Source organism: Paenibacillus sp. 2TAF8 (genome assembly GCF_052114825.1).
GTDB lineage: Bacteria > Bacillota > Bacilli > Paenibacillales > Paenibacillaceae > Paenibacillus.
The window spans coordinates 148,192-171,155 of the sequence record NZ_JBFRFN010000004.1; the positions used below are offsets into that span (position 1 = coordinate 148,192).

Genomic DNA, 22,964 nt, shown 5'->3' on the forward strand with positions numbered 1-22,964 from the left:
CGGCTATACAAATACTGGACATAGAAGGAGCGATGAGAGATGGAATATCGACGTTTAGGCAACAGCGGTCTGCGTGTATCGGCACTGGGACTGGGCACAAATGCTTTTGGCAAAAGAGCAGATCAGGCTACTTCGACCCGCATTCTTCATGCAGCACTGGACCATGGCATCAACTTTATTGACACCGCCAACATCTATGCTGGCACCGAATCAGAACGAATTATCGGACAGGCACTGACCGGTCGGCGGGAAAACGCGGTGCTTGCTACCAAAGCCGGCTTGCCCCGGCATGATGGTCCGCATGGGCGCGGTTCCTCGCGCTACCATCTGCAGCAAGAGCTGGAACATAGCCTGCGGCGTCTGCAAACGGACTATGTTGATCTGTACCAGATCCATACCTTTGACCCGCATACCCCGCTGGATGAAACGCTGCGCACGCTGGACGATATGATCACGTCCGGCAAAGTGCGCTACATCGGCGCCTCCAACTACGCCGCCTGGGAGCTGATGAAAGCCCTCGGCATCAGCGAGATGCGCGGATATGCGCAGTATATATCCACGCAAACCAGCTACTCGCTCGCCGACCGCACACCTGAGAACGAACTCGTTCCGATGTGTCTCGATCAAGGTGTCGGCATTATCCCGTATTTCCCACTGGCTGGCGGTATCCTGACGGGTAAATACAATGGACAAGCCAGTATACCTTCTGGCTCCAGAGCAGATACAGACCCGTCGTTCAACCGCTTCTTGCTGGAGCACAATATCCAGCTGAGCGAGCAGGTAAGTGCCACGGCTGAGGTTGCCGGTTGCTCTCCAAGTACACTGTCACTCGCCTGGCTGCTAACTCGTCCGGCAGTATCAACTGTAATCGTGGGAGCAACGCAGACAGAGCAACTGGAGCACAATCTGGCTAGCCTTGATCTAAAGCTTTCAGAAGAATTGCTGACTGAACTGGATCAGCTCAGCGAGAATTTCCGTCATGGCCAGCCATTCGCATCCTACAGACTGGATTAGATTCCAATGACAAATAAACCTTCCAACCTTACACGGTTAGGGAGGTTTATCCATTTTTCGTCATTTTTCGCGCAAGATATATGATGAATTCACTTCATGCAAACGGAAGCCGCTGATGAATCACAGTAGTATTTCGTATTAATGATCCATTCTTTTCCGAATAAATTCCTGCATGATTTCCATATAACCATCTTTACGATCCGCGAGAAGCTCGAAAAAGTTTTTATCTGATTCCTCCACGAGATTCATTCCCTCAATCGCCAGCTTTGTTCCTTCCGGCGTTGTCGTAATGATGTTCGCCCGTGTATCCGTCTGATGACGCTCACGCTTAACGTAACCTCTTTTTTCAAGGGCTCGCAGCACTTGGGAAGTAACATTAACATCTACATTGGCAAAATGAGCAATCTGTACCTGGGTGACTCCCTTGCCTTCCGAGTCACGTTCATTAAGCCATAGACATGTATGCAATAAAATAAATTGCGGCTGTGTCAGATCAAGCGGTTCTAACACCCTGCGTACTTCCTTCTGCCACATCGTTGTTACTTGCCATAACAGGTACCCTGGACTATCTTGCGGATTCGAGTATCGTGAGCTTTTCATTGTTCTACCTCCGTGATGTACGATCTAGTGCAGCAGAGATGTATGTATCATCTGGCGTATAATGAAACTGTTATAATAACGCTTCGAAACACACATCCGTTGCATCTTTAATTTCATATATGAAAAATTAATTTTATTTATCGTGTGGGAATAAACTGTTTCACCCAATGTCCAAATCCCTGTGGATTTCGACTCTGGATCAAGATCGTGCCCTCTCCGCGGAAACGACAGACCAACCCTTCGCCACTTGTCACACTGGACAACCAGCCTTGGGATGCTTTTTCGATGCGATAATCGACGTAATGAGGCCAAGCTACCAGATGAGCATTGTCCACAATGATCTCTTCGCCAGCGGCCAGCTGTATCGGATGTATCGCACCATATGAGGATAGAAACACCGTGCCTCGTCCACTGATCTCAATAATAAAGAAGCCTTCTCCGGAAAAGAGGCCCTTTTTCAGATTCTGCATTTTGGTATTCACCTGAATACCTTCTGTTCCTGCCAGGAATCCGTCTTTCTGCACATAGAGAGAGTACGATCCATCTAGTTCTACAGCCTCTACACTGCCCAAGGTCGTTGGAGATAATAGAATCTCAGCGCTTCCCCCAGCTGCCGTTAATTCCTGAAAGAAAAATTTCTCTCCACTCAGCATACGGCCAAATCCAGCAAACATACCGCCTTCTGCTGACCCTTTGAGTTCGACAGTAGGTGACATGGACACCATGGCTCCACTTTCAGCCTTGAAACGTTCCCCACGCTGTAACTCTACCTTGAGCATAGCAAATGCACCATCGTATAGAATTTCGTATTTCACGGTTTCATCAGCTCCCTGTCATTGTCAGTAGTAAAGTCGTTAAGTCCGTTATCTTCCAGCATGGCTGCTTTGTCGCCGTATTCCTTGATGATGTGCTGGTCACCCCAATTACATAGTGCGGTCAGAATCGGTTCCAGACTCCGCCCGTATTCACTTAATTCATACTCTACCTTGGGTGGCACCTGATTGTATACAATTCGTTTTACAATACCGTCATTCTCCAGCTCCCGTAACTGCTGAGTCAACATTTTCTGGGTGATTGCGGGCATAATACGCTTGAGATCACTAGTTCGTTTCTTTCCATGTGTCAGGTGACAAAGAATAACACATTTCCATTTGCCGCCAATAACCTCCAGCGTTGCTTCGACCGAGATATTATATTTTTTGCGCTCCATGATTGTCTTCCTCCCTGACGCATCTATGATTTGCTTCCGTTCATGCTAAAGTATAGGCACCAAAAAGTACGTAGGGTACTAAAAAGTACGTACTGTTCATGTTATACCGAATAATTCATAATAGCATTTGCCGGTAAGCAAATCTACATTCTAGGAGTTGAACAGGACATGCATCATGAGACAAAACACAGCACTTGGGCGCTACTGGCATTAGCCATCAGCGCTTTTGCCATCGGTACAACAGAGTTTATCAGTGTAGGACTCTTGCCCTTGATCGCAAATGATCTTCATATCAGTGTATCTTCAGCGGGGCTGACCGTTACCATATATGCTCTGGGTGTCATGTTCGGCGCACCGATCCTGACATCACTGACGTCTGCTATATCACGCAAAACATTGCTGCTCRCCATCATGATGGTTTTTATAGCCGGCAATACCCTGGCATCCTTATCCACCGGGATTACTGTGCTTCTTATCGCACGGGTGATATCCGCTCTCGCACATGGCTTGTTCATGTCGATTGGCTCTACCATAGCAGCTGACTTGGTACCCGCTGACCGCAGAGCAAGTGCTATTGCCACGATGTTCTCGGGTCTGACCATTGCAACGGTAACGGGTGTGCCTATTGGTACATTCGTAGGCCAACATGTTGGCTGGCGTGCTGCCTTTATCCTGATTGCAGCTGTTGGCATTCTTGCCTTGATCGCTAACCTCTTGCTTGTGCCCTCAACGTTACAACGTGGCATACGTACAGCCTTTCGAGATCAGGTGAAACTCGTAACGGGCGGCCGTTTGATGCTTGCTTTTATCATCACAGCTGTAGGATACGGAGGCACATTTGTTGTGTTCACATACTTGTCTCCGCTATTGCACGACATTAGCGGTTATTCGGATCAAACGATTGCTTTCATTCTGCTGTTGTACGGTGTGGCCATTGCCATTGGTAACATGATCGGCGGTAAAGCAGCCAACCGCAATCCATTGAAGTCGCTTCTTGTCATGTTCGTTGTGCAAACGATCATTCTTGGTATCCTGTATTTTACCGTTCCATTCAAATGGGCCGCACTCGTGACCATTATGGGCATGGGGTTGCTCGCTTTCATGAATGTACCTGGCCTTCAAGTGGTTGTGGTTACACTTGCAGAAAGGTTTGCACCACAAGCCAAAGATGTCGCGTCTGCCTTCAACATCGCCGCGTTTAACGGAGGTATTGCTATAGGTGCCTATCTGGGCGGCGTCGTGAATGACTCCATCGGTTTGATTCACACCACCTGGGTCGGTGCATTAATGGTGCTCATTGCGGCAATCCTGACGATATGGGCGCAACATCTTGAACAGCAAGTTGCCACAAACTCAGACAGGTTGGATACAAACGTTGTTAAGGTGTAATCTAGAAGAAAAGTCCTTCCTCGTTATAGATCGTAGACCGTTAAGATCCATCTCTGGTCTCATATTATATATCGTCAGACTATATACGTAACTATATAGGTTGGACGTTATTTGAACTAGTGTGATTTAATTTTGCATCATGAATTGTTGGCAATTTCACTTTTAATGTAAATATATACAACTCTCAAGGGGGATTTCACATGAAAATAGCAAAAAACTTACAATCGACAACTACATTGCATAACGGTGTTCACATGCCTTGGTTTGGCCTAGGCGTATTCAAAGTCGAAGAAGGATCCGAACTGATCCAAGCGGTAAAAAGTGCGATCAAGCACGGTTACCGCAGTATCGACACAGCAGCAATCTATGGTAATGAAGCAGGAGTAGGACAAGCCATTGCGGAAGCGCTACAGGAAAACGAATTAAAGCGCGAAGACCTGTTTATCACCTCCAAAGTTTGGAATGCAGACCTCGGATATACTGAGACATTGGCCGCATTTGATACAACGATGAACAAACTTGGACTGGATGTCCTAGATCTGTACCTGATTCACTGGCCCAAAGCCGGCAAGTACAAAGGTGCATGGAAGGCCATGGAAGAATTGTACGCAGCAGGCCGGGTTCGTGCAATTGGCGTGAGCAACTTTCAGATTCATCACCTGCAAGATTTGATGCAGGATGCACAAGTGAAACCGATGGTCAACCAGGTTGAGTACCACCCGCGTCTAACGCAAGAAGATCTAAAAGCATTTTGTAAGCAGCATGGCATTCAGCTTGAAGCCTGGTCACCGCTAATGCAGGGTGAACTGCTGGACAATCCCGTATTGGCAGAGATCGCTGCATCCAAAAGCAAATCGGTCGCTCAGGTTATCCTGCGCTGGGATCTGCAAAATGGTGTTGTGACCATCCCGAAATCGACCAAGGAACCGCGAATTATCGAAAATGCAGATATCTTTAACTTTGAGTTGTCTACGGAAGAGATGCAACGTATTAACTCTTTGAACGAAAATGTACGTGTTGGCCCTGACCCGGACAACTTTGATTTTTGATTCGATAGTATCAAATAACATCACTAACCGACCAAACAAAGCCGATTTCTCAACGATCGGCTTTGTTTCTGGTCTCTTGTTTATTGTTAAACTGGTTAATTAGTTTATCCAGAATTACCGACTGTTCGATGACTTCAGGATGTAGAAACCCGTTACTCCTTCGCAAGTTCGTACAAGCGACTTCTGGCTTGCTCCAATTTCAACTGTATAAGCAGGCTTCTCCTCATCAAAATCAGCCCCCTATAATATTTTAGAGTTTGATGTCAGATTATAGAATAATAATTTAAAGGCACAAAATGAGGTGTATTCAGATTTAAAATAAGCGCTTCTCTAATTAGGAAACGCTTTGATTGGACTGTAATCTTTAAATAACTTTATTTTCTATACTATTCGTAGCTTTATGGATCTCTGAATGCTCTCTGATTTTTTCAAAAATAGCCAAACAGGAATTAATAATTCGACTACTCCCCATTGCTATTGATAGATTCAAACCTTCTAACATAAGCTCTGTAGCAGAATGGAAATCCTTACCCTCATTGAAACGATAAACGGCCAAATCACCTAAAAACTGAATGTATTTTTCTTTTATTATATTCGGTTTATACTCGCCAAACTCAGCTTCTCCCGATTGATAGGGTATATATCCTGCAAAGCGTTCCAAGACGTTGTCAATATTGATATGATATATATTCGCAGCTCGGATCATATGCCACAGAGCGATGAATATTTCACCTTCACGGGTTGCTATATAATCAGCATATTCATCTAACACGTGCACTTCTCCTGACATCAGACGATACAGATAAGTATTGGCAGCAGCCCACTCCGAAAATTGTCCGATAATCTGCTCAGCTTCCTCGTCTTTCTCTCGAATCCAGCGTTCACCATGGTCATACAAACCTACAATTTCCAGTGCTCGTTTGAAATCACCGCACTTTTCACTTGCTGTAGCTTGAGCCAAATATGCATATAAAATATAGTAATAAATCGGTCGTTCCGTTCCCTTCTTTACTTCTGATGGACGAGCAGAACGGTAGCACAATTCATATTGTATCGTTGCAATTCGATGCAGCTCTTTGGCTAAAGTATCAACCTTGTCCCACTTATGAGCCATTCCGAAAACATGCATCAAATGCTTTAATGCTGCTAGTTGATCCGTTTCATCCAGACGATTCACGTATGTCTCAAACTGAGTTGCAGCTCGTACATTTTTATCAATGTCATCCCCTAAATCAATCAAAAACAAACGATAGTGGCAATGTGCAAGACGTTCAGAATGCTGATACTTTTCCGCTTCACACACTCCTCTGTATAAAATCTCTGCAGCTGCATGCTTGTCCGTGTTGAACAATTCTTCAGCTATATCAAATAATACTGGAACATAAGAAAGATCTTCTAATATACGATTCGTGACTTGTTGAATACAACCAAGCCGATTGAAATCAGCACAACGAAATATAAACGGCCGTATGCGCCTGATGGAAATTGAAAATGAAAAACACTCGTTTATATAATCATCAAAAAAGTAATCTTCAGGCAATCCCATCCCAGCGGTAATTGCTATAAGTTGCTTCATAGATATAGGTTTATTCCCTTGTAATATTCGGCTGAGCGTTCCTGAATTTATACCTGATGCCACAGCAAAGTGGGAATGTTTGATCCGATTATCCTTTAAATGCTGCATCAACTTTTCTCGAATTGAATTAGTCCAATCCATCATGCTCACCCCACAAACATACAAATAATAGGATAAATCCTATATAACGATACTAGTTAACACTCAACTTTTGGTCAACAGCAAGATGTGTTCTACTAAGAAATCTTCAAAAATGAGGTGCCACATAAATGGATAGGTCTACCTGTTGAGTTATACTGCATCTTGGGGAAAAAACCACTCAATATTTTCGCTAGCAAGCACCAAAGAGGCTGTGTTTAAATTCCTGATCGAATTTAGACACAGCCTCTGCTCAATTTGCCAAAATAGCTTCGTTGCCCCCACTTATTCACATGGATTCCAGCCATCCTCCCCCGACAGAACGAGGGACAACGTATACTCGGTTGCTTCTTCTTCCGTCAGTATGTGAGACCAGGGCACGCGCACATCTGCACGTCCGGCCCCAGGCCCGGCACTTTTATATTCTGCATAATTAACCGTGGTTTCCGCTTCAACCTTGTTCCAGTTATGCCAGCCTTCCTGTTTCACATGCGCACCGAGCCAGCAGTTCAGGAAACAGACTTTGGAATGATTTCGCCACGGCCTGCCCAGATACACCGATTGCGGAGGGGCATTGCTGGTCAGATCACATTCGATAAACACATAACCGTAACGAACATCTTCTGGTGTAGAGGCCGCCGTAATCCAGCCATTCACATGTCCTTCCGCAACCTCAGCTTCTGTCAGGCGACTCTTCGTGAAGATCTCACAACCCTTGAACACAACCGTAGCCGAGCCAAAAATAAAGTCGATATCCCCTTCGATATAACAATCCTCGAAGTACTGTCTTAACTTCCTGCGCTCAGCACCGTCACGCGGCCCGCCGAAATAACTGCGATCCAGCGGTTGCTCCGGCAGCGGTCCAGTAAAGATCGTATCCTGATGACCGATAAAACGGCATCCGCGGAACACAGCACGATCCCCATCAACATATATCGCTAGCGCCTGTCCTACCTCGTTGCCTGGCCCAGCCGAATTCACGAAAGAGATACCTTCTGCCTTGAAATCATCAGCCCCGACAAACGCCGTGTACGAATGGAATGTATGATACTGTGAACCGTCGGGAAATCGTTTGAGTGCATGGTCATCATAGGTGATGATCGTCTGCTCGGCGCCCTCACCAATCAGATGGATGCCCGGCTTATCCATGTGCAGCTTCTCATAATACACGCCTGCCTTCACTCGAATCGGAAGGCCGCGAGTACCATGATCTGGATGATTATCCACTGCCGCCTGAATAGTTGTATAATCTCCTGACCCGTCAGAAGCAACCGTAATACAGGGAGCAGATGACTCCAACACGAGATCCGCCGCCGAGCGCTGCTCCGTCATGGCAAACGCTCCATTTCCAGTGCGGCCAGCAACAACGGAGCAACACCCATAAAGGAATCGCTTACAATTGCCTCGCTGACATAGTAGCCGTACGAGCCATCACGATCCAGACTCAATCCTGCTCCGTGACAGATGCCGTTCAATCTCACACCTTCCGTAGTCTCCTCCATCAACTTGGACGTAAGTCCTTGCCACCCTTTTTCGGCCGCAGTTCTGAAGTGAGGTTCCAGATAACGCAATCGCACGCCCTTGGCAATTGCGTAGACAAACATACTTGAGCCCGAAGCTTCCAAGTAGTTTCCTTTGCGGAATCCTTGATCCAGCACCTGGAACCATAGTCCGCTCTCCTGCTCCTGTACACGTACCAAGGCGTTACACATCCGCTCAAATATACCAATGATCGTGCCCCGTTTAGGGTGATTTAGCGGGAAATGCTCCACACTATCCACGATTGCCATGGCGTACCAGCCCATCGCCCGGCTCCAGAAATGTGGTGAGCATCCGGTCAGGGAATCTGCCCAGATCTGCTCCTTTGATTCGTCCCATCCATGGTACAGCAATCCGGTACGCGGATCACGTGTCTGGCGCTCGACCAACAAAATTTGATGAGCTACCTCATCAAATAACTCTGGACGCTGGAACGCCTTCGCATATTGGGAGAGAAATGGTGAAGACATGTACAGTCCATCCAGCCACATCTGAAACGGATAGATTTTTTTGTGCCAGAATCCGCCCTCGGATGTACGAGGCTGCCCTGCAAGCTGCGCTGCGAGCAGATGAGCAGCTTCTGCGTAGCGCCCATCCTTGGCATCATCCAGTAATGCAAACAGGTTCTTCCCTTGGTTAATCTGATCCAGATTATATTCTTCCAGAGAATACGTACCGATGGAGCCGTCTGGCTGCACATACAGATCCATATGTCTTTTCATAAAATCGATATATTCCTGCTTGCCGTATTCTTCTCCTGTTCGTGCCATAGCCATTAACGTCATGCCCTCTACATATGCCCATCGTCCCGAAGGGAACGCATGAAAGCCATCCTCGTTACATTGCTGCATAATCGTAGCTGCAATTCGCTCAGACCAGGATAACTGCGTCTGTACCTGCATCGCGGTACCTCCTAGAAGTTTGTATTGGTTTATTTTCTATCTGCGCTTCTATTGTTACTCGCTACACTCGCTTTTCTATTAAAGCCGGCATTACTGCCGGCACGTTGCTGTTGAATTACGCAGATTCAGCTTCGGCTGGATAATTACCGGCACATCCACTTGCTCGTCACGAATCAGGGATACGATGAGCTCTGCCGCCTGAGCGGCCAGTTCATCCAGCGGTGGACCAATGGTGGTCAATGCCACTTCGGCATATTGCATATCCGGCAGATCGTCATAACCGATAATCGAGATATCACGCGGTACGCTGTAGCCCGCTTCGAGCAACGCCCGAAGTGCTCCCCGTGTTACGAGGTTGTTCAGGCCGATAAATGCCGTGGGAGACTCCGCGCCAAACGTATAGTTCCGAATCGCGAAATATCCGTCTTCCCACGAAGAATGCGCGGGTAACACATCGTCCTCATTAAAGGTCAGTCCTGTGCGCTGCAATGCTTCCCGATAACCTTCCAGCTTCACATGCTGTGAGTTACCGATGAATCCAATTCGGCTGTGACCGAGGGATTTCAGATGTTCCACAGCCTTGTACAGCCCCTCCTTACGATCAATCTTGATGTAAGGAGAGTTCGGCGCTTCATCTGTACCGAGTACAAAACATGGCATGTTCAGGGTCGCAAATTTTTTCCAAAATGCATCCCGATTGTCCAGCGCATAGTCCCACAGGATACAACCATCGACACGCAGCTGGCTGAACACGTCCACCCCGTCATCGGCCACAACCAGAATCATCTGATATCCTCGCTTCTTCAGCTCGGTATGCAGGCTGCCCGATATATTGGAGAACAATGGATTGCTCAGTTCGTCCAGCACAAAACCGATGATATTGCTTCTGCCGGTGGAGAGCTGCCGGGCCAGCATATTTTTCCGGTATTGGTGTTTTTCCGCTACCGCGAGCACCTTCTGCTTGGTCGCCGGTTTGATCCGGGGATCATCATTCAGTGCTTTCGATACCGTGCTATAGCTCACCCCAGCCAGCTTGGCAATATCTTTAATGGTAATCAAATTGAATCAACACCTCTCATATGCCTGAAACCTGTCTCTTATTTCTGTGCAGCTTTATAGCGATCGTATTGTGCTTGTCTGCCTGCGATCACCTGTTCAACATTCATGCTTTTTAGTGTCTCGATGTACTTGTCGAACTGATCGAGACTTGCATCACCACTAATAAACTTGAAGTTCATCTCTTCCACATACGTGGTGATGTCAGGCATGGACATGCTCTCTACGCTCGCTTCATCCGGCAAAGCATACACAAACGGGAACGGCTCACGCACATATTTCTCTAATTCTTTGTCCAGCTTCGCATGCCATGGTGCAACGATCGAATCCGCTGAATCCGTAGACTGGATGTTTGGCAAGTTAACTGGGCCAATTCCGAGCTTTTGGATATATTCATTGTCTTTACCTTTATCCGTGAATTTCTTCACGCCATTCTCTTCTGTATACGTATCATCCTTGATGCCCCAAGTGTAATATGTCTGTGCTTCGTCACTCACTGCATAATCCAGGAAACGGAAAGCCAGTTCCGGATTTTTGCTATCCTTACTGATACCGAAGATACCACTAACCGGTGTACGTCCGATGTAGAATTGATCTCCGTGCGGCCCTTTTAATGGCAGAATGCCTTTGATGATGGGCTCTTCCGGCTTGTAATCCTTGAAGAGTGGGCTGTACACCATCGACATATACCAACTGAAATTAAACGTCGCTCCGGTTACGTCTTGCGAGATCCGTGAAGTAACCTGATCACTTGTGGTACTAGCATAGTCCACTCCAAGCAGACCTTCCTTGTACAGACCATTCAAGTAAGTCAGGTATTCCTTGTAAGCAGGCTCATAATAGCTGAAGTGCACTTTGCCTTGATCATCTGCATAGAAATTGTTCGATAGATCAAGTCCAAAGGCTGGACCGAAGGCCATAGGGATAAACTTTGATTCCATGGACAATGGAATCTCATCGGCTTTGCCGTTGCCGTTCGGGTCATCTGTCTTAAATTTGCGCAGCATGGCTGTGAACTCATCCAGCGTGGTTGGCTCAGATAATCCCAGCTTTTTGAGCCAACGTTCATTCACCATGAATACAGGCATGTAGTTACGCGTCAGCGTCTGCTGGGGAACATAATACATTTTACCATCTGGCGTAGTTAAACTGGCTTTCACTGATGGCGACTTTTCATATATTTTTTTGAGATTAACGCCATATTTCTCTACCAGATCATTGATTGGAATGAACAGACCGCTGTTAATGTACTTCATTAATTGATCCTGATCCGGCAGGTACACAATATCCGGTAGTCCTGTACCCGCAGCCAGTCTTGGATTCACAGCATCCGCATAGTTCTGAGGAGGGATCAGATCCCAATCCACTTTTACACCTGCATTACTCTCAATTTTCTTAACGATGGCTGCCGTTGATAAGTCCACGTTCGTGGTCCATGCATTGGTTGCCAAGACAGACAGTTTGGCATCCGGTTGATCCGTTACCGGCCCAGCGCCGGTATAATTGAAGGCTTTTTCTGTGCTCTCAGGTGTTTTCCCTGCATCGGTTCCTGCACCTGTTCCCCCGCTGCAACCCGCCAAACTGATCGCAAGTATCGCTGCAATTACACTTTTTCTTCCTGCCCCTTTGACTTTCATCCATCATTCCTCCTTGGTATGAACCCTTTTGAACTCCCTTGAATGACTTGCTTGAATGACCGTGGTGCTTGGTAATGCAATCTATCCTTTCACGGCTCCGAGAGTAATACCCTTAACGAAGTACCGTTGGATAAACGGGTAGATCATTACGATCGGCAAAATGCTGACCACAATAGATACATAACGAACTTGCAGCGATGAAACCGCCAGTGCGCCGGATGTCATCGTACCACCCATCTTCTGCATAACCTCTGGCGAAGCCATGATCAGCACCCTTCGCAGGAACATCTGTAGCGGCTGCATATCCTGTTTCCCCAGATATAACAGGGCCGAGAAAAAATTGTTCCAATGGAATACGGCGTAGTACAGTGTCAGTACGGCTAGTGTAGGCTTGATAATCGGCACAGCCAGGCGGTACAGCATCGTCATCTCATTGGCTCCATCGATGCTTGCGCTTTCAAAGATTTCATTCGGAATGCCTTCAAAGGCCGAGCGGCAGATCATCACGTTAAATGTGATTACCAGTACAGGCAGCACCATCACCCAGCGGGTATTGTACAGACCGAGCGATGTAATCAGCATGTAGACCGGAATGAGTCCACCTGAAAAATACATGGTGAAAGCGATAAAAAAGTTCAGCTTGCGCCGTAGAAAAAACTGCTGTCTCGACAAGGGAAATGCGGCCAGGCATGTTGCTACAATGTTCAGTAGCGTACCCACAACGGTATACCAGACCGTGTTATAGAAGGAAACCCACAGTTCCTTATACTGAAGCACCATCTTATATCCTGAGAGTGTAAACCCTACAGGCCAGAGCACCACTTTTTGTTTATCGATGGCATCCACCGAACTGAAAGATATGCTTACCACGTAAAGGAATGGATATAAGGTGACTACAACCGCCAGAATGGTCAGCAGGTAGACGAAGACATAGAATAATCGGTCACTTCTCGATTTTTGCATACAGGCTCTCCTTTGGATCAGTGTGTGTCTTACCAGAGTGACATTTTGGTCAGGCGTCGAGTCAAGGTATTAGCTGCAAAAACAAGGACAAAGGTGATGATCGAGTTAAATAGTCCAATAGCTGTAGCGAAGCCATAGTTCTGACCCTCAATCCCCATACGGTATACATAAGTGGACAGTACATCTGCCGTTTCATAGGTGGCTCCGTTATAGAGCAGGTATACTTTCTCGAAGCCTACGCTCATAATTCCGCCGAGCGACAGTAGCAACAGAATAACAATGGTTGGTTTGATGCTTGGCAGAGTTAGATGCCACAATTCCTGGAATTTGTTCACGCCATCGATTTTGCCGGAGTCATACATCTCGGGATCAATGCCCATAATGGCTGCGATGTAGATGATGGAGCTAAAACCAAAGCTCTGCCAGATGTCTGAACTTGTGAAGATGGTGCGGAACCAGCTGGCATCCATCATGAAGTTTATTTTTTCCATACCGAGTTTTGCGATCAGGGTGTTGATAATACCATCTGTTGGTGATAGGAAGTTGATAATAATGCCGGCCACCACAACGGTGGAGATAAAGTGAGGAAGATAGGTTACGGTTTGCGCGAAGCGTTTAAAGGTTCGGTTCTTAATCTCTACGATGCATACTGCAAATAGAATGGGGATGGAGAAACCGAATAAGAGCGGCAGAAAGGCCAGTAAAAAAGTATTACGCAACAGCCGCCAGAAGTAAATCGAGTTGACGAACTGCTCAAACCAGCGTAGACCCACCCACTCGCCGCTGAACATGCCTTGACCGGGTATAAAATTACGGAATGCAAGCAGTATACCTGGCATCGGCAGATACATGAAGATGAGATAATACAGAAAGATTGGTGAGAACATTAGCAGCAAATACTTATCCCGCCGGATCAGACTGAACAGCGTGGACATGCGTTTTTTCAACATAAACACTCCCCTTCATTTCATAATTACAACGTTTGAATTTTTTAATAAAAAAAATATTCACTTTACCGATTCATCTGTTGTTGATCCAATTTCCAATTTGGTAATAACCTATACTATATCTCTTATTTACAAGGAATAGTGGGTTGATACACTCTTTCTCGAACCTCAGTTAAGTCTGTTCAGCACTTGCCGCCCCCATAATTACAACGTTGTAATTTTAGTTTAAATGTATACGCTTTCATAAACTTTTTCTCATCTTAGCAGAGTCTTTCATGTTTAGCAACAATAAAATATTTAAGGTTGTCCACTCCGTCCGGAATTCAACATTGAATCTGACCGAATTCTGTGCCTACAATGGAGATATCCAATCAAAATGAGATTTAACTCCATTGGGTCACGGAAGAGAGGAAGCTGAGAATGATCATTGATGTACGGCATGTCACTTGGAAAAGAGAACATCTCACCCTGCTGCATGATGTCAGCTGGCGTGTAAACAAAGGCGAACACTGGGCGTTGCTTGGCCTGAACGGCTCCGGCAAAACAACGCTCCTCAATATGATCACCGGCTACCTGTGGCCTACGGAAGGTAGCATTTCGGTACTCGGCCATGAATATGGCCATGTAGACCTGAGAGAGCTTCGGAAGTCCATTGGCTGGGTAAGTTCCTCCTTGCAGGAGAAACTGCACGCTTCCGACCGCACACAATATGTCGTGATTAGCGGGAAACATGCCACGATCGGCTTGTATGACAAACTTGCGGACGAAGATCTGAAACAGGCCAGACACTGGATGGAGACGCTAGGCTGCCAGCATCTGTGGGACCGCGAATACCGTACCTGCTCCCAGGGGGAGAAGCAGAAACTTCTCATTGCCCGCGCCCTGATGGCGAATCCGCAGCTGCTTATTCTGGACGAGCCCTGTAATGGTCTCGATCTATTCTCCAGAGAACGTCTGCTGGACAGTATCCGTGAACTGACGGAGCGTGCCGACACCCCTTCGCTGATCTACGTTACGCACCATACCGAGGAAATCCTGCCTGTTTTCCAACATAGCCTTCTGCTGCGCCGGGGTGAAGTTTTCGGGAGTGGATTAACCACTGATCTCATGACACGGGGTGTATTAAGTGAATTCTTTGAAGCCCCAGTAGAAGTAGATCAGCATGGTGAACGAGTTTATGTACGAGCAGCGACAACTAAGGGTTAGAAACAACATTATTGAAGATACAAAACACAGAACAAAGGAGAGCAAAAATACAGACAAAGCCCAAAGACTTATCCACATGTGGATAGTTTTTGGGCTTTTCACTCCTATATCTTGTGTTATCCACGGTTTTCTGTGTAGAACTTTCGCCAATCTGAGTATAACTTCACTTCTACGCACTAACCAAATCGCTCCGTTTTGTACCATTTGCTCTCCCGTTTGCGGATCTTGTCCATCAACAGATTGTAAAAGGCGCGGATTGAGATCAGAATGAAGAGCTGTGCATACGTGAAATACGATACGCAAGCATAGATAAAGTTGCGGGTGTTGCTCTGCCCGATATCGGCTGCCAGTGCCAGATTGATCTGCAGCACATAGATAAAGTACATCAGCGCCCAGCCAATAACCAGGTAGACGTATGCGTCCCCGGCAAACTGGAAGGGAGAACTGACCTCCGGTTTAAATATCGCGATAACCTGGTAAACGAGGTTGACCACAAAGATGATATCCGACACAATAATGGCCAGCATGAACCATAAGTAACTGACTGCGTAGTAGAGAACAAGCAACTTGTTGCGCCAGCTGGAACGGTTAAACAGATTATGAATGTTGTCCAGCACGACCTGGTAGTTCCCCTTGGCCCAGCGCTCCCGCTGTTTCATGTATACACCAAGCTTTTCCGGCTCCTGCTGATACGCCTCCGCTTGCGGGGCAAGAGCAACCAACTGGCCACGGTTCATAATCTCAAACGACAACGCCGTATCTTCCGTAATAGCGGTCACATCCCAGCCTCCGATTTCACGGATAAGCTTGCTTTTGATAATATAATTCGTACCCGGTATGGTCCCCAGCTTGAACAGCTCCCACAGCCCGGTGTGGTAGACACGCTGAGACGTAATTATTTCGAGATTAATGCATTTGGAGAGGAAGTTTTGCCCCCGGTTACGCGCTTTGTTCCGCCCAAACACGACACCATACTGCTCCGGGTTTTCCAACGATTTTTGCGCGAGAAACATGAGTGAATTCCTCTCCGGCGCAGCGTCTGCATCGAATATGCAGATCCAATCCCCTGTAGCCATCTCCAGCCCATCGTTCAATGCACCGGATTTGCCACCCGTCCCTTTACGTTCTAGCACGGTGACGTTACGGTGCACATAACTGGTCTGTGCGAGAAATGATTTTAGCCGATCCGCAGTATCATCCGTACAATTATCCGCAATGACAATCACCTGCACCTTATCCTTCGGATAGTTCAGACGCAATATATGCTCTACTGTTGCCACAATAACCAGACCTTCGTTATGAGCAGGTACCATAACCGTGACGGTCGGGTAATGATCCATATTTTCTGGAATCTGGATGCCCTTCTTCTCCTGCTTGTGTATAAAACGAATGGCCCCGGCCATAATGACGATGGATTCGAATACAGCAATCCAGATACTGAATATCGACAAGATCAGAATGAAATCAGCCATCCGTTTTCCTCCGATCATACCTTCGAATCACCCTGGAGCGAAATCGCAGCGTTGCAATTGTTAATCCAATCGTAAACACCACAAAAATACAACTGACAGCAATACAGATCGGGATGAACCAGGACATATAATCCATCAGCCTCGCTCCTTCCTGTTAGATATATTCCCCGATTAAATCCGTTTCCGTATTTCGTTCTAATGCAGCAAGTACAGCTTCAAGATTATCATACTTACTGAATTGTTCCTTCTGAAACACCAGTGCGCCTGATTTGATAATGGTCTGGAGTTGGTTCCCCTTTCTATCCAGCACATCCAAATCCATAATGCCTTTTTTGATCCTCCGGGTTAGCATCGGCAGATAATCCACATTGACCATTGGGCACAAAATGACAAATCGGCCGCGGTCTACAAAAAATTTGTGATCCTCAAATCGAATTTGTTTCTGAATAGACTGTGAGATTTCAAGCAAAAATTGTGAATACCTCACTGAACCGAGTGATTCCAGCACAAGCGGCAGAAACTCAATCTTAAACATCACGATGCTGAACCCATAACAATCCGAATAACGGCGAGCAAGGTTGCTCTGTTTGATTAATGTATCTTCAAATGCTTCCTTATTGCCCAGTGTCGTATCCAGATCAATCTCCGGATTACGATCCTTCATCTGTTCCAGACGTTCAATCACCCGTGCACTTCTCACAAGTCTTCTCTTAATCAGTGCTGCAATTGCCGTATTCGCCGGAATCAGCAGCCACCAGGAAAACGCGAGCGCATTCGGTTCTGCGAAAGTCACGAGCCACACAAAATAAGTGACCGCATAAACAAATATCAACACAACGGTTACACCAACAGGAAGCAACAGGCCCGCGGCTAGCGCCCCTAGTGATACTGTGCTAAATACAACATCCAGCTTGGTATAGCTTTGATCCATATACAAGTGGAGATATACAAAGAACTGCTGTACGATGGCGAGACTAATCAAGATTGCATAACCCCAGGCTAGACGCCTGGTAGGTGCGATATTTCTCATAGTCCTCCTTCTTTATGCTGAGAAAATTACTTTTTAAGAAAATGATACAAATATGTTTCACCCAACAACGGGAACAAATTATCAAACAGATGCGTGTTTCCTTCAAATACATAACCACCCGGATAACGTGTGTCCCGCCCTCTGAAGGTAATCATATGTTTATACAATTGCTTCGCCCAAGCTGAATCTTCTGAACGAACCGCAAGCAAGATGGCCAAGCCATAGACGGATGCGGATTCGTATTCTACAGCGGGAGTTCGTGTTATACGGTCATACTGACCGGGGAGCTTGCCCCGGGCGTGGAACTCTTTTTTCAGAAAAGCAATCAGCTTGTCCGGTCTGCGCTCTGTCTCCATGACGTGATTCGCCACGATGAGCTGATCAATCAGGTTGATCTTATCATCATAGGTATAAGCTTTGGTGTTTACATCGATCCTCTTCGGATAGAATAATCCATCGTCTGGCATTTTATGCAATACATCTTCGTACCTGGCATAGGCCTTCTTCTCCAGCATCTTGTGATCCCTCATCGCTTGCAAGGCGAGCAAATCCACATAGACCAGACTCAACGTATCCGTGGAATGTCCGCTTTTGAAATCATAAAAATCAACCATGTACCCCTGCTTCTCTGTTCGCTGAGTTAATGTTCGAGAGAGAGCCGATGCTGTCGCCAGCTTATCTGCCCTACCCTGTTCCCATCGATCTGCTGCTTGCAGCAGTGCTCCCATAATTCGCAGATCGTCACCCAGCGCGTTGGTTCCCACATGGGCTTTCCCCTGCGGATCGAGCTTCCAAGCAATATAGATGTCGGGTCTAATCACATAATACGTCTGGAGCTGCTTGTAAGCCTGCTCGAACAACATCTCGTTATCACTCGCCAAAGCATATTGCATCCACAGCCCCACTGATTCCGACAATGCCTCTCGCCCTGCAACGATGTCCGCTCTCTCGGAAGGTGCATCCTGCAGATAAGTTGCAAGCGTGCCATTCGCATTGGTCATATGTTCTTCAACAAAGGCGGCCGTAGGCGATACCTTTTCCATCATAAACCGCTCCCTCCATAGCAACAGGATCGCTACAGATGCAACAATCAGAAGTAGTATGTACCATGACCGCTGGTTCCGAAAAATAAACTTCACACCATTCCTCCTGACGGGAATATATGACGGGGTAACCAAGCCATTTCTGATACTTCTGGTGAATGAAGATGGCCTTATCCAAAGTGTGCGCTTATTCATGGTTATCCATGTATGGGCGACGGCCGCCCTTTTTAACAAATTTCCAATCCACCTCAATATTGTGTCTCATTTTTCTCAGCAGTTGTATTGCAGTTTGGATCTCTTCCTCTGACAGGCCGTTCAGCGTTACCTGATCCGAATGTACACCTTCTTTGCGAATAAACTCCCATGCTTCAAGCCCTGCGTCTGTTGGATAGAGTACCTTATTCTTCTTATTACCCAATGCTGGCTGTTTGACAATAAAACCGTCTGATTCCAGCTTGCTAATTGCTCGGGCTGCTGTTGTACGATCCACCTTGATCAGTTCAGCCAGTTGATTCGGAATGATGCCAGGGTTCTCACAGATGCGATACAAATACAAATATTGTCCACGAGACAGGTTCAGATGCTGGAACTCCACATTGCTGATGGAATCCAGACAGCGAGCAATCATGCCAATTTCACGTAGCACCTCTCTTGCTTCGTTTTGTTCATACGTCTCACACGCTCCGTGTGGTTCATGTGTCTTATGCACTCCGCTCAGCTCGTTGGGTTCTTTAGGTTCATTCACAGAGTTCACATCCCTATAAAATTGTTGCATTCGCAACATAATTAATGATATAACTACACTAGTTTAGTGTATCACTTTCTATTCCATTCCGATATTTAATTCCAAGCATACAAAGGAGAACGAATTCATGAATATAACTATTGTTGAAGCGAACACCCAAGAACTGCTCGATGCATGCTTTGCCATTCGTATGGCCATTTTTGTAGAGGAGCAAGGCGTACCTGCATCTGATGAGTTTGATGCATTTGATACGCTAGGCACGGAAGCACGCCATATCTTGCTCTATGTGGAGGGTGTACCTGCCGCCTCTTCCAGACTGCGCATCGTGGAGCAAGTTGCCAAACTGGAGCGTATCTGTGTGATGCTGGATTACCGTAAGCACGGCCTTGGCCGTGTATTAATCAGCAAACTGGAGGAAATGGCTATAAAGGACGGACTGCAGAAGGCCAAGCTGCACGCTCAGGTCCAAGCCTCCGGCTTCTATGAACGTCTTGGTTATGCTCCTGCGTCAGATGTATTCATGGAGGATGGCATCCCCCATCTGCTGATGACGAAAAACCTAATATAGCTTACTACTTAGGCCGAATTGGCTCCCAACTTAAAATTAGCCTGTAACGCAAATAACGCCTCTATCTTCACTTTTTCCGTGATTAGATAAAGGCGTTTATTGTTTTCATTCGACTCGGGCACACTTTACAACTTAGGCAAGAAAACATTAGCCCAACCGTGACCCTGTCCCCCATGCGCATTTTATGAGCTGCGCTACGCTACGTTATGGGTTGCGTACCTTATCCCATCGCCAAACGGCTTGCATCTGGTTTCGCAAGTGGTTGCTCGTCTGCTTTGGCTTCCGCGCTATTTTTCATCTGTTTGCTGCGTAATTGCCCGCAGGCGGCATCGATATCCGACCCATGCTCCATCCGTACGGTAGAGTTGATGTTGTTCTTTTTCAACGTATCATAGAAACCCAAGATGGACTCCTCCGTACTACGCTGATACTGGCTATGCTCATCCACCGGATTATATGGAATCAGATTCACGCTGACCATGCTCTTGCGACTGGACAACAGTTCAGCCAATTCCGCAGCATGTTCGCGCTGATCGTTCACATCCCGAAGCAGAATGTATTCAAACATAATACGTTTGTTTGTTTTATCCAGATAATAATCTACCGCATCCATCAATTGTTCAATCGGAAAAGCACGGTTGATCTTCATGATGTGTGTACGCAGAGCGTTATTCGGCGCATGAAGCGAAATCGCAAGGTTTACCTGCAGACTGCTGTCTGCAAATTCCTTGATTTTATCCGGCAATCCGCTTGTGGACACCGTGATTCGCTTGGCAGCGAGAGCTAGCCCTTTGCGATCCTTGACCACTTCGATAAAATTGCTCATATGCTCGAAGTTATCAAACGGTTCGCCAATGCCCATCACTACAACGTTTGTGACACGCTCGCCTTGACCCGCTGCATCCAGATGCCGCTGTACATGCATGATCTGTTCTACAATCTCTCCAGCGGAGAGATCACGGCTTTTCTTGATCAGCCCGCTGGCACAGAAACTGCAGCCGATATTACATCCAACTTGTGTGGTTACACAGACGGTCAAACCGTACTTTTGCCGCATTAGCACAGTCTCGATCAAGTTGCCGTCCTGCAGTCGGAGCAGAAATTTCACCGTGCCGTCTGCCGACTCCTGCTTCACATGTTCACTCAGTGAATTCATCGTAAAGTGCTCAGTAAGTACATCCAAACATTCCTGACGAACATCGGACATGCCACCAAAATCATGGACTCGCTCTTGGTATAACCACTCCCAAATGCGGGAAGCACGGGATTTCTTCTGCCCATGCTCGGGCAGCCAGGCACGTAATTGCTCTAATGTTAATCCATAAATGGATGATTTAATCATGGTATAAACCTCTTTTCGCAAAAAGCATATGGCTCATCGGTCGTCTTACCCAAAAAACCTCTACTCTGTATTGTCCCAAAATTAACAAGGGAACACAAGGCCTTTTGCATTTCTTCCAAGAGGTTTTATGCTTGGTAAATCTGCGCAGGCAGCCTAGAAGTGAATAATGCCAGACGTATGCAGCAGAACGAGCAGAACCAGAATAGGTGCAACATAACGAAGCATAAAGAGCCAGATGCGGAACCAACCGGAGCTTAGACCAGCTGCCTCAGCAGCCGTTTTCCAAAAGTACCCCGCAAAGATCGTAACTAACAATCCACCTACAGGCAAGAGAATGTTGGACGCCATAAAGTCCATCCAGTCGAACACACTCTTCGATCCAATCTTCCACTCCGGAAACAGTCCGAGCGACAGTACGGAAGGCAGCCCTACGATAAAGACAGCGAGAGAGATGCTCCATACGGCACGGTTACGACTCCAGGAAAGACGCTCCATGAAGTATTTTACAGGTACCTCCAGCAGTGAAACCGCTGATGTCAATGCTGCAATCGCCAGCAACACAAAGAATAATCCAGCAAACAGGAATCCCATCGGCATCGCCGAGAATGCTGCTGGCAGCGCAATGAAGATCAGGGATGGCCCCTGGTCAGGCGCGATACCAAACGAGAAGGTCGTAGGGAAGATAATCAGACCCGCGATAAAGGCATAGAGCAAGTCACCTGCACCTACTGCTACCGTTGCTGCACCAAGGGACTGGCTTTTATCCACATACGAACCATACGTTACGAGAATACCCATACCAAGCGACAGCGAGAAGAAGGCATGTCCAAGCGCAACCAGTGCCGACTCCGTTGTGAGCTGAGAGAAGTCCGGATTCAAGAAAAAGGATACCCCGGCACCTGATCCCGGCAGTGTAACAGCACGTATCATCAGTACAATTAACAGAACCAGCATAGCTGGGATCAGAATTTTGTTAAACTTCTCAATTCCGTTCGATACACCCTTCGCAACAATCCAGCCTGTGATCAGGACAGAAACCAGTTGCCATACAATCGGCATATAACCRCCGACAAAACTGTCGAATTGTGCGCCATAATCCGGATTGTTAAACAATGTGCCACTAAACGAAGTTACGGCATATTGCAATGTCCAACCCGCAATGATGACGTAGAAGGACAGAATGATAAACGGCGTTAATACTTGCAGTAAACCAGCTGCTAACCATCCTTTGTGTCCACCTGCTTTAATAAATGCAGTTGCCGCGCTCCCCCGTCCACTTCGTCCAATAGCCAGCTCGGCAAGCAGCACAGGCAGACCGATCAGCAAAAGACAGACAATAAAGAGCAGGAAAAAAGCTGCCCCCCCATTTTCACCCGTGATATAAGGAAATTTCCACATGTTACCGAGACCAACTGAACTACCGATGGCCGCCAAAATAAAACCGGCACGCGAGAAACGTTCCCCTTTGCCAGCGTTGTTTGGGTCCAGATCAGACTTACTCAAATTCATTGTATCTACTCCATCACTTTAAAGTTTTC

23 protein-coding genes are annotated in these 22,964 nt (G+C 46.8%); 5 read left to right on the forward strand and 18 right to left on the reverse strand.

All coding sequences use genetic code 11. From position 1 onward, the window contains the following. Nucleotides 1–39: 39 nt before the first annotated feature. The gene (locus AB4Z30_RS07935; RefSeq protein ID WP_441925022.1) at nt 40–1,014 is read left to right on the forward strand and encodes an aldo/keto reductase; all 975 of its coding nucleotides are present in this window, start codon (nt 40–42) and stop codon (nt 1,012–1,014) included. Nucleotides 1,015–1,152: 138 nt separating this feature from the next. Here AB4Z30_RS07935 and AB4Z30_RS07940 read toward each other — a convergent pair whose 3' ends face one another. From AB4Z30_RS07940 to AB4Z30_RS07950, 3 genes are all read right to left on the reverse strand, one after another. Next, nucleotides 1,153–1,614 carry a MarR family winged helix-turn-helix transcriptional regulator gene (locus AB4Z30_RS07940; RefSeq protein WP_441925024.1) on the reverse strand — a complete coding sequence of 154 codons (462 nt, stop codon included), beginning with the start codon at nt 1,612–1,614 and terminating at the stop codon, nt 1,153–1,155. Between the two features lie 137 nt (nt 1,615–1,751). Next, the gene (locus AB4Z30_RS07945; RefSeq protein ID WP_441925026.1) at nt 1,752–2,429 is read right to left on the reverse strand and encodes a TIGR00266 family protein; all 678 of its coding nucleotides are present in this window, start codon (nt 2,427–2,429) and stop codon (nt 1,752–1,754) included. Beyond that, nucleotides 2,426–2,824, reverse strand: a complete 399-nt coding sequence (locus AB4Z30_RS07950; RefSeq protein ID WP_145333715.1) for a winged helix-turn-helix transcriptional regulator — start codon at nt 2,822–2,824, stop codon at nt 2,426–2,428. Before AB4Z30_RS07950 ends, AB4Z30_RS07945 begins: the two co-directional genes overlap by 4 nt. 168 nt (nt 2,825–2,992) lie before the next feature. Between AB4Z30_RS07950 and AB4Z30_RS07955 the strand changes: the two genes are divergently transcribed. Both AB4Z30_RS07955 and AB4Z30_RS07960 read left to right on the forward strand, forming a co-directional pair. After that, complete coding sequence (locus tag AB4Z30_RS07955) at nt 2,993–4,213, forward strand: MFS transporter (RefSeq protein ID WP_441925028.1); 1,221 nt, start codon at nt 2,993–2,995, stop codon at nt 4,211–4,213. A gap of 206 nt (nt 4,214–4,419) precedes the next feature. Further along, complete coding sequence (locus AB4Z30_RS07960) at nt 4,420–5,262, forward strand: aldo/keto reductase (protein ID WP_441925360.1); 843 nt, start codon at nt 4,420–4,422, stop codon at nt 5,260–5,262. A 49-nt stretch (nt 5,263–5,311) separates the two neighbouring features. Here the strand turns inward: AB4Z30_RS07960 and AB4Z30_RS07965 are convergent, their stop codons facing one another. The 8 genes from AB4Z30_RS07965 to AB4Z30_RS08000 all read right to left on the reverse strand — a co-directional run bounded on the left by AB4Z30_RS07965 (nt 5,312) and on the right by AB4Z30_RS08000 (nt 14,023). Further along, nucleotides 5,312–5,428: an aspartyl-phosphate phosphatase Spo0E family protein gene (locus AB4Z30_RS07965; protein ID WP_441925030.1), complete on the reverse strand. Its 117-nt coding sequence runs from the start codon at nt 5,426–5,428 to the stop codon at nt 5,312–5,314. A 198-nt stretch (nt 5,429–5,626) separates the two neighbouring features. Continuing rightward, nucleotides 5,627–6,982, reverse strand: coding sequence for a helix-turn-helix domain-containing protein (locus AB4Z30_RS07970; RefSeq protein ID WP_441925032.1), 1,356 nt, complete (start codon nt 6,980–6,982; stop codon nt 5,627–5,629). 279 nt (nt 6,983–7,261) lie between these two features. Then, entirely contained in the window at nt 7,262–8,308 is a 1,047-nt protein-coding gene (locus AB4Z30_RS07975) for a pectinesterase family protein (protein WP_441925034.1), read from the reverse strand. Further along, on the reverse strand, nt 8,305–9,417 hold the full coding sequence (locus tag AB4Z30_RS07980) for a glycoside hydrolase family 88/105 protein (RefSeq protein ID WP_441925036.1): 1,113 nt from the start codon (nt 9,415–9,417) through the stop codon (nt 8,305–8,307). Before AB4Z30_RS07980 ends, AB4Z30_RS07975 begins: the two co-directional genes overlap by 4 nt. A gap of 90 nt (nt 9,418–9,507) precedes the next feature. Then, entirely contained in the window at nt 9,508–10,476 is a 969-nt protein-coding gene (locus tag AB4Z30_RS07985) for a LacI family DNA-binding transcriptional regulator (RefSeq protein WP_145415292.1), read from the reverse strand. A 38-nt stretch (nt 10,477–10,514) separates the two neighbouring features. After that, nucleotides 10,515–12,110 (reverse strand): extracellular solute-binding protein, encoded by a 1,596-nt coding sequence (locus AB4Z30_RS07990; protein ID WP_090921452.1) that lies wholly within the window; start codon nt 12,108–12,110, stop codon nt 10,515–10,517. An 81-nt stretch (nt 12,111–12,191) separates the two neighbouring features. Beyond that, nucleotides 12,192–13,073, reverse strand: a complete 882-nt coding sequence (locus AB4Z30_RS07995) for a carbohydrate ABC transporter permease (protein WP_090921438.1) — start codon at nt 13,071–13,073, stop codon at nt 12,192–12,194. 29 nt (nt 13,074–13,102) lie between these two features. Beyond that, on the reverse strand, nt 13,103–14,023 hold the full coding sequence (locus AB4Z30_RS08000; RefSeq protein WP_441925039.1) for an ABC transporter permease: 921 nt from the start codon (nt 14,021–14,023) through the stop codon (nt 13,103–13,105). A gap of 411 nt (nt 14,024–14,434) precedes the next feature. Here AB4Z30_RS08000 and AB4Z30_RS08005 point away from each other — a divergent pair, with 411 nt between their 5' ends. Further along, nucleotides 14,435–15,226, forward strand: a complete 792-nt coding sequence (locus AB4Z30_RS08005; RefSeq protein WP_441925362.1) for an ABC transporter ATP-binding protein — start codon at nt 14,435–14,437, stop codon at nt 15,224–15,226. Between the two features lie 176 nt (nt 15,227–15,402). Here the strand turns inward: AB4Z30_RS08005 and AB4Z30_RS08010 are convergent, their stop codons facing one another. The 5 genes from AB4Z30_RS08010 to AB4Z30_RS08030 form a co-directional block, all read right to left on the reverse strand. After that, nucleotides 15,403–16,698: a glycosyltransferase family 2 protein gene (locus tag AB4Z30_RS08010; protein WP_441925041.1), complete on the reverse strand. Its 1,296-nt coding sequence runs from the start codon at nt 16,696–16,698 to the stop codon at nt 15,403–15,405. Next, complete coding sequence (locus AB4Z30_RS08015) at nt 16,691–16,834, reverse strand: hypothetical protein (RefSeq protein WP_167375743.1); 144 nt, start codon at nt 16,832–16,834, stop codon at nt 16,691–16,693. The genes AB4Z30_RS08010 and AB4Z30_RS08015 overlap by 8 nt, the downstream gene beginning before the upstream one ends. A gap of 18 nt (nt 16,835–16,852) precedes the next feature. Then, the gene (locus AB4Z30_RS08020; protein WP_441925044.1) at nt 16,853–17,728 is read right to left on the reverse strand and encodes a diguanylate cyclase domain-containing protein; all 876 of its coding nucleotides are present in this window, start codon (nt 17,726–17,728) and stop codon (nt 16,853–16,855) included. Between the two features lie 26 nt (nt 17,729–17,754). After that, entirely contained in the window at nt 17,755–18,867 is a 1,113-nt protein-coding gene (locus AB4Z30_RS08025) for a glycosyl hydrolase (RefSeq protein WP_441925046.1), read from the reverse strand. Between the two features lie 91 nt (nt 18,868–18,958). Further along, nucleotides 18,959–19,399, reverse strand: coding sequence for a MarR family winged helix-turn-helix transcriptional regulator (locus AB4Z30_RS08030; protein ID WP_441925364.1), 441 nt, complete (start codon nt 19,397–19,399; stop codon nt 18,959–18,961). A 244-nt stretch (nt 19,400–19,643) separates the two neighbouring features. Here AB4Z30_RS08030 and AB4Z30_RS08035 point away from each other — a divergent pair, with 244 nt between their 5' ends. After that, entirely contained in the window at nt 19,644–20,084 is a 441-nt protein-coding gene (locus AB4Z30_RS08035) for a GNAT family N-acetyltransferase (protein WP_441925048.1), read from the forward strand. A gap of 220 nt (nt 20,085–20,304) precedes the next feature. Here AB4Z30_RS08035 and rlmN read toward each other — a convergent pair whose 3' ends face one another. Continuing rightward, complete coding sequence (gene rlmN / locus AB4Z30_RS08040) at nt 20,305–21,426, reverse strand: 23S rRNA (adenine(2503)-C(2))-methyltransferase RlmN (protein ID WP_441925050.1); 1,122 nt, start codon at nt 21,424–21,426, stop codon at nt 20,305–20,307. 153 nt (nt 21,427–21,579) lie between these two features. Next, the gene (locus tag AB4Z30_RS08045) at nt 21,580–22,935 is read right to left on the reverse strand and encodes a sodium-dependent transporter (protein ID WP_441925052.1); all 1,356 of its coding nucleotides are present in this window, start codon (nt 22,933–22,935) and stop codon (nt 21,580–21,582) included. Nucleotides 22,936–22,964 lie beyond the last annotated feature (29 nt).

What these genes read in the sequence shown, in the direction of transcription:
- AB4Z30_RS08035 (WP_441925048.1), top strand. Translation starts at nt 19,644, where the DNA reads ATGAATATAACTATTGTTGAAGCGAACACCCAAGAACTGCTCGATGCA.
- AB4Z30_RS08015 (WP_167375743.1), bottom strand. Translation starts at nt 16,834, where the DNA reads ATGGATTATATGTCCTGGTTCATCCCGATCTGTATTGCTGTCAGTTGT.
- AB4Z30_RS08020 (WP_441925044.1), bottom strand. Translation starts at nt 17,728, where the DNA reads ATGAGAAATATCGCACCTACCAGGCGTCTAGCCTGGGGTTATGCAATC.
- rlmN (WP_441925050.1), bottom strand. Translation starts at nt 21,426, where the DNA reads ATGATTAAATCATCCATTTATGGATTAACATTAGAGCAATTACGTGCC.
- AB4Z30_RS07980 (WP_441925036.1), bottom strand. Translation starts at nt 9,417, where the DNA reads ATGCAGGTACAGACGCAGTTATCCTGGTCTGAGCGAATTGCAGCTACG.
- AB4Z30_RS07935 (WP_441925022.1), top strand. Translation starts at nt 40, where the DNA reads ATGGAATATCGACGTTTAGGCAACAGCGGTCTGCGTGTATCGGCACTG.
- AB4Z30_RS07950 (WP_145333715.1), bottom strand. Translation starts at nt 2,824, where the DNA reads ATGGAGCGCAAAAAATATAATATCTCGGTCGAAGCAACGCTGGAGGTT.
- AB4Z30_RS07995 (WP_090921438.1), bottom strand. Translation starts at nt 13,073, where the DNA reads ATGCAAAAATCGAGAAGTGACCGATTATTCTATGTCTTCGTCTACCTG.
- AB4Z30_RS07940 (WP_441925024.1), bottom strand. Translation starts at nt 1,614, where the DNA reads ATGAAAAGCTCACGATACTCGAATCCGCAAGATAGTCCAGGGTACCTG.
- AB4Z30_RS08030 (WP_441925364.1), bottom strand. Translation starts at nt 19,399, where the DNA reads ATGATTGCTCGCTGTCTGGATTCCATCAGCAATGTGGAGTTCCAGCAT.
- AB4Z30_RS08010 (WP_441925041.1), bottom strand. Translation starts at nt 16,698, where the DNA reads ATGGCTGATTTCATTCTGATCTTGTCGATATTCAGTATCTGGATTGCT.
- AB4Z30_RS08000 (WP_441925039.1), bottom strand. Translation starts at nt 14,023, where the DNA reads ATGTTGAAAAAACGCATGTCCACGCTGTTCAGTCTGATCCGGCGGGAT.
- AB4Z30_RS07990 (WP_090921452.1), bottom strand. Translation starts at nt 12,110, where the DNA reads ATGAAAGTCAAAGGGGCAGGAAGAAAAAGTGTAATTGCAGCGATACTT.
- AB4Z30_RS07970 (WP_441925032.1), bottom strand. Translation starts at nt 6,982, where the DNA reads ATGATGGATTGGACTAATTCAATTCGAGAAAAGTTGATGCAGCATTTA.
- AB4Z30_RS07975 (WP_441925034.1), bottom strand. Translation starts at nt 8,308, where the DNA reads ATGACGGAGCAGCGCTCGGCGGCGGATCTCGTGTTGGAGTCATCTGCT.